At 65.6% G+C, this 5,952-nt stretch carries 5 protein-coding genes; 2 read left to right on the top strand and 3 right to left on the bottom strand.

From position 1 onward, the window contains the following. The first annotated feature begins 13 nt into the window (after nt 1-13). Together VF649_RS03215 and VF649_RS03210 are read left to right on the top strand one after the other, a co-directional pair. Nucleotides 14-169, top strand: coding sequence for an ATP-binding protein (locus VF649_RS03215; RefSeq protein ID WP_331010519.1), 156 nt, complete (start codon nt 14-16; stop codon nt 167-169). Next, nucleotides 159-692, top strand: coding sequence for a response regulator transcription factor (locus tag VF649_RS03210; protein WP_331010518.1), 534 nt, complete (start codon nt 159-161; stop codon nt 690-692). Before VF649_RS03215 ends, VF649_RS03210 begins: the two co-directional genes overlap by 11 nt. Nucleotides 693-703: 11 nt before the next feature. On the opposite strand, the gene VF649_RS03205 is transcribed toward VF649_RS03210, so the two are convergent. The 3 genes from VF649_RS03205 to VF649_RS03195 all read right to left on the bottom strand — a co-directional run bounded on the left by VF649_RS03205 (nt 704) and on the right by VF649_RS03195 (nt 5,950). Beyond that, a complete protein-coding gene (locus VF649_RS03205) occupies nt 704-1,774 on the bottom strand; it encodes a DUF475 domain-containing protein (RefSeq protein WP_331010517.1) in 1,071 nt (356 codons plus the stop codon). Nucleotides 1,775-2,059: 285 nt separating this feature from the next. After that, on the bottom strand, nt 2,060-3,316 hold the full coding sequence (locus VF649_RS03200) for a hypothetical protein (protein ID WP_331010516.1): 1,257 nt from the start codon (nt 3,314-3,316) through the stop codon (nt 2,060-2,062). A 297-nt stretch (nt 3,317-3,613) separates the two neighbouring features. Beyond that, nucleotides 3,614-5,950, bottom strand: a complete 2,337-nt coding sequence (locus VF649_RS03195) for a GH92 family glycosyl hydrolase (protein ID WP_331010515.1) — start codon at nt 5,948-5,950, stop codon at nt 3,614-3,616. Between the last annotated feature and the right edge of the window lie 2 nt (nt 5,951-5,952).

Here is a 5,952-nt window from a genome sequence, read left to right as displayed (position 1 = left end):
CTCGAAGGCGGAACTGGGCCGTGGCCTCGGCCTGTTCCTGGTCGGCAACATTGCGCGCAAATTGGGCGGCACGCTGGCCGCGCGCAATCTGGACGGTGGCGGCGCCGAAGTCACCCTGCGCCTGCCCCTCGCGGCCATCGCGCTGGGGGGCGCCGACGATGACGGATGACGCCCCGCTCCTGTTGATCGTGGAGGACGACGCCACCTTCGCGCGCACCCTGCAACGCTCGTTCGAACGCCGCGGCTACGCGGTCGTCGTCGCGTCCGGCCCCGCCGAAGTCGACGCCCTGCTCGCCACCCGCACGCCCGATTTCGCGGTGGTCGACCTGAAGCTCGCGCAATCGTCGGGCCTGTCGTGTGTAGAGTCGCTGCACGCCCACGATCCCGACACGATCATCATCGTCCTGACCGGCTATGCCAGCATCGCCACCGCGGTGCAGGCGATCAAGCTGGGCGCGACATCCTATCTGGCCAAACCCGCCAACACCGACGACATCGAACGCGCCTTCGCCACCGTCGTCGATGCCGGCGTGCCGATCGGCGATCGGCCGACGTCGATCAAGACGATCGAATGGGAACGGATCAACGAAGTCCTCGCGGAAACCGGCTTCAACGTCTCGGAGACGGCCCGCCGCCTCGGCATGCACCGCCGCACCCTCGCCCGAAAGCTGGAGAAGCGGCACATCCCCTGATCTGCCGGCCCCTAACCGGCGTGCTTCTTGTTGCTCCGCACCGATGCCAGGAACGCCAGCCCGATCAGGCTGGCCCCGATCAGCCCCGTCACCGTCTCGGGAATATGGAACCGCACCGACACCAGCATGATGATGGCCAGCGCCAGGATCGCATAGAATGCGCCATGCTCCAGATAACGATATTCGGTCAGCGTCCCGCGATCGACCAGCATCACCGTCATCGACCGCACGAACATCGCCCCGATGCCCAGCCCCAGCGCGATCACGAACAGATTGTTCGACAGCGCGAATGCCCCGATCACCCCGTCGAGCGAGAACGAAGCGTCCAGCACTTCGAGGTACAAGAACCCCGCCAACCCTGATTTCGCCGCGACCACCGCCGCGCCGCCGCCGTGTCCTGTTTCGGCCGGGCCATCCGCGTGCCCGTCCTCGTCCTGCCCCAGCAGCGCACCGATCGACTGCACCAGGATGTACGCCACCAGTCCGAAGATCCCCGCGGTCAGGAACGTCATCGCCTCCGCCACCGGGATCGTCCGCGAAATCGCGTACAGCGCCATCAGCACCAGCCCGATCGCCAGCCCCGACACCGGCGCCAGACGCACGAATGGCCGCTCGACCAGGCTGATCCAATGGACCTGCTTGTTCTTGTCGAGGAAAAACTCCAGCCCCACCATCGCCAGGAACGTACCGCCGAACCCCGAAATGCCGACATGCGCCGCGGTAATCAGCCGTTCGTAGGTCACCGGATCGGACGCTGCCAGCTTGATCGCCTCGATCGGCCCCAGATGCGCCGCGACCGCGACGATCAGCAGCGGAAAGACGATCCGCATCCCGAACACCGCGATGATGATGCCCCAGCTCAGGAAACGCTTGCGCCACACCGGGTCCATGTCGCGCAGCACGGTGGCGTTGACGACCGCATTGTCGAACGACAACGACACTTCCAGCACGCCGAGCACCGCGACGATCCACAACACGCCCAGCGTCCCGCCGATCGCATGCGTGATCTCCCACCCCAGCCACGCCGCCAGCGCCAGGCATATCGCCGTGAAGATCAGCGATCCCTTGTAATATCCCAACACCCTTGCACTCTCCGCCGGCCTCGCTCCGGCCTACCTAGGGCATGACGCCCGCGAATAGAACCGCACGCGACGATATCGCACGCCGTCGGAGGGAACGCGATGCCGCCAGCCCGCATTTGGCTCCGTCCTCGTTGATCGGACGCGGCTTCGAGGCTTCGACAGGGGGGACAGGCTAGAGGATGTTCGGAATCGTACGCTGAGCGCCTGACCGTCTCGAAAACGATCGTCAATCGGGGAAGCCGCTATCTGCCAGCCGCGAGGATGCCACTGGCTGGATAAACGAGACTATTTCGCGCCCAGTAGGGATGAAGGCGTGAGGTCCGGAGCAATCGCCAACAGGTCATATTGCTGTGCTGCCTTCCGCCATGGCGCGGGCATGTCCCGTGCTGGCTTAGTACGAAGAGCGCGCAAGTCGATGAGTACCCAGCCCTGCTTGTCGCCCGACGGCGACGCCAAGGCATCCTTGAGCCACGCGTAATCGGCATCATCGGTCAGCACGAAGGGTTCGTGTCGAACCTGACGGCCAACTCCGCCGTACAGCGCATGGACACCCTTCGCTCCATAAACCGCGATGTGGACAGACGATGCGCCATCGCCTTCCGCGCGTTCGGCAGCAAAGTTTCCAAGATCGCGCTGGCCGAGACTATTGATGCCCTTAGCCATATGCACATCACCGAACTTGAACAGAACGCGTGACGGGCTGGGGCCTCCCGTCAGATGCCCCACTAGTTGGCGCTTCATAAGGCGGGCTCGCTGTCCATTGGACGCAAACCCGTCAGTATTTTGACCGAGAAAGATCGATCGCGTCTCCACGAGCGTGGCGAACAAGGCTATGCTGCGCTCACCACCATCTCGCGCAATCTGGCCGCCAGCTTCCGCTATTTGCTGATCGGTTACTTTGTAGATGAACAGGTCGCCCGGCGAGCCGGACGCAACCGCAGCGGCTGACATGCTGCAGTCGAGCGCCACCAACCTCTCGATGGCAGCACGCGCACTCGCCCCCGGATGCGAGGCGAGCATTTGTTCAAGGAGGTAGCCGGCTGAGCCGAAGAACTCCTGGTCGAGGCCCCAAATCTCGAAACTGGGTCCAGCCAAGCGCGCGCACTCTGAGGCCATGTCGCTCTCATCGCGACCGTTCAGGAAGGCCATTGCGTCCGGGTATTTCTGGGCAAACGCGGCAATACGAGTGGCGCGATCCGGACGGCGAAGATTGCTATTCACAACGACGGCCGCTTCCGGGCCTGTTTCCACGGCTAGCGCCTGCAAGCCACCCGGTGCCATGATCCGACACATACCGACTGTGAACTTGGGTATTTCTCGCGAAAGATGGTCTTCCCCCAGCAACACATAGCGGGCCTGTTCCACCGCTGCTGCGATCACGGCTGCGCCCGGCCCGTGCAAGCCGCTTTCGTCCACCTGTAGCGTGGTACGCGCCTGATCCAGCCTCGCAGCAAAAGGCGTAGTTCCAGTCTGCGCTGAGGCCAGCGAGGCTGTCATACACCACAGCATCGCGGCGGCGGCTCGCCGCGCGCTCTTATACATCGCCACTCCTACGTACCCCCGTTTTCATCATCAACGCCAACAGGCGTGCTCCAGTATCCGCTAGCAGGATGGAACCGATCAATTCAGTTTTCCCAAAAGGGAAGAATCATCGGGACGGCCGGGCAAACGCGGAAGGGTCGCACGTTCCTGTAGGTGCGAGCCATTCCCGAAACGTGTTCCCGAACGGCTTTTCCCGAAATCGACGGGTGGACGTAGAGAAACGGGACGCTCCGCAAAGGGAGGTTCGCGACGAACGCCGCCCATCGGCTGGGCAAGCTCGGCGGCCTGTGCCCCCCGTCACCGCGCCGGCGGCCGGTCCCCCGCCGCGCGGCCGAAGTCGCGGTTCGGCGTCGCGCCCATGTCGAACACCAGCCGTCCGCCGCCGATCAGGTCGGCATGCGCGATCCAGTTCTTCGTCCACGGCCGCCCGTTCCACGTCACCCGCTGCACATACGGCCGGTCCGGCGCATTGCCGCGCGCCTCGACGATCAGCCGCCTGCCCGCCCCCCGCCTGCCCGCTCCCACCCGCATTTCGGCGCGGTCGAATAGCGGGCTACCCAGCACGTAATGCGCGCTGACCGGGTTGACCGGATACAGGCCCAGCGCGCTCAGCACGAACCACGCGCTCATCTGCCCGCAATCGTCGTTGCCGATGATCCCGTCGGGCGCCGCGGCGTACATTTCGGTCAGCAGCCGGCGGACCATCGCCTGCGTCTTCCACGCCGCGCCGCAATAGGCATACAGATACGCGACGTGATGGCTCGGCTCGTTGCCATGCGCATATTGGCCGACCAGCCCGGTGATGTCGGGCGGCGCATCCTTGGGCAGGGTCGACGGCGCGCTGAACAGGCCGTCCAGCTTCGCTTCGAACGCCGCGTCGCCGCCCATCGCGGCGATCAGGCCATAGACGTCGTGCTGGTTCAGGAACGTCGCCTGCCAGCCATTGGCCTCGGTATAATCGCGCCATTTCTTGGAATGGCCCAGCTCGATCGGGTCATACGGCGTGGTCCAGCTGCCGTCCTTCAGGCGCGGCCGGGCAAAGCCGATCCTGGGATCGAATACGTTGCGCCAATTGCCGCTGCGCTTGCGCAATCGCGCCGCATCCGCGCTCGCGCCCGCCGCATCGGCGATCACTGCCGATGCATGATCGTCATACGCATATTCCATCGTGCGCGACACGGATTCGAACACCTGGTCGGCGGGGATATAGCCCAGCCGGTCATAGGGTTCGATGCCCAGGCTGTTGTCCATGTTGGGCATGGCGAAATCGAACGACCGCCGTCGCACGCCCGGCCATGCCGCGGCGTAATCGCCCGGAATACCCTTAGCTCGGGCTTCCGCCAGCACCGACACCGCATGCCATCCGATCATGCAGCCGGTCTCCACCCCCTGCAACGGCCACGCCGGGGGGCCATAGGGGCTCTGCTGCGTCTGGCGGATCAGGTCGCCGACCATCTCGGCGGTGTGCTCGGGCTGGATCAGCGTCATCAGCGGGTGCAGCGCGCGATACGTGTCCCACAGCGAATAGGCGCTATACGCCTTTGCACCCTTGCCCACCGCGTGCACCTGCCGGTCGAGCCCGACATACCGGCCGTCGACGTCGGAAAACAACGTCGGCCCGATATGCGCGTGATACAGCGCACTCGCCATGATCGTGCGCTGCGCCGGCGTCCCGCCCGCCACAGACACCGCGCCCAGCGCCCCGGTCCAGCGCTTTGCCGCCGCGCTGCGATACCGCGCGAAATCCCAATGCCGCGCTTCCATGGACAGGTTGCGGCGCGCACCGGCCACGTCGACCGCGGATATGCCGGTGCGGATCAGGATCGGCGCCGCGCCCGCATCGTCATAATGCAGCCCGACCTTCAGCCGCTTGCCCGCGACCCGCGTCGCACCCACCGGCGCCGGCGCGTCCGCGTCGCCATAGAATTGCACCCGGTCGGGCTTGCGCGACAGCTGCATCGCGAAATGGATGCGCCGACCCTTCGCCCAGCGGAACACGCGCCGGCTGCCGGTCAGCAACCCGGCCTCGTCGATTTGGAGCGAGGCCTCGTCGATCAGGACGCCGCGGTCCCATTTGTCGACCACCAGGTGCGACAGGTCGACCAGGATATGGCCCGGTCCGGCGGGGAAGACATGGCGCTGGATGCCAGTGCGGTCGGTCACGGTCAGCTCGGATCGCACGCCGGATTCCAGCGTGACGGCATAATAGCCGGGCTCGGCCTGCTCGGCGCTGAAATGCTGGCGATATCCCGCCCCCGGATCCGCCAGCGTGCCGGGCAGCAGCTTCACCGGCGCGTCCCGGTCCTTTTGCGCGGTCGGCACCACTAGCACGTCCAGCATGTCGCCGATGCCGGTGCCGGACAGGTGTGTGTGCGAAAACCCCATGATCGACGTGTCCGTGCGGTGATATCCCGAACACGCATCCCACCGCTCGACATCGGTGTCGGGGCTCAATTGCACCATCCCGAACGGCAATGTCGCACCCGGAAAGGTGTGGCCATGTCCGCCGGTGCCGACGAACAGGTCGGGCCGCGCCGCGCCCGTTGCCTTGGCGGGGGTCGCGGCGAACGCGGCGCGCGCGGTCAATGCCAGCGCGCCGGTTCCGGCCATCAGGGCGCGTCGTGTGATCGTCATGG

It is taken from the genome of Sphingomonas sp., assembly GCF_036387535.1.
Taxonomy (GTDB): domain Bacteria; phylum Pseudomonadota; class Alphaproteobacteria; order Sphingomonadales; family Sphingomonadaceae; genus Sphingomonas_R.
The sequence above is the reverse complement of the archived record's forward strand: the minus strand, read 5'-3'. Positions and strand labels throughout refer to the sequence as shown.

Excerpts from the sequence above, each read along its gene's own strand:
- VF649_RS03210 (WP_331010518.1), top strand. The coding sequence starts at position 159 with ATGACGGATGACGCCCCGCTCCTGTTGATCGTGGAGGACGACGCCACC.
- VF649_RS03200 (WP_331010516.1), bottom strand. The coding sequence starts at position 3,316 with ATGTATAAGAGCGCGCGGCGAGCCGCCGCCGCGATGCTGTGGTGTATG.
- VF649_RS03195 (WP_331010515.1), bottom strand. The coding sequence starts at position 5,950 with ATGACGATCACACGACGCGCCCTGATGGCCGGAACCGGCGCGCTGGCA.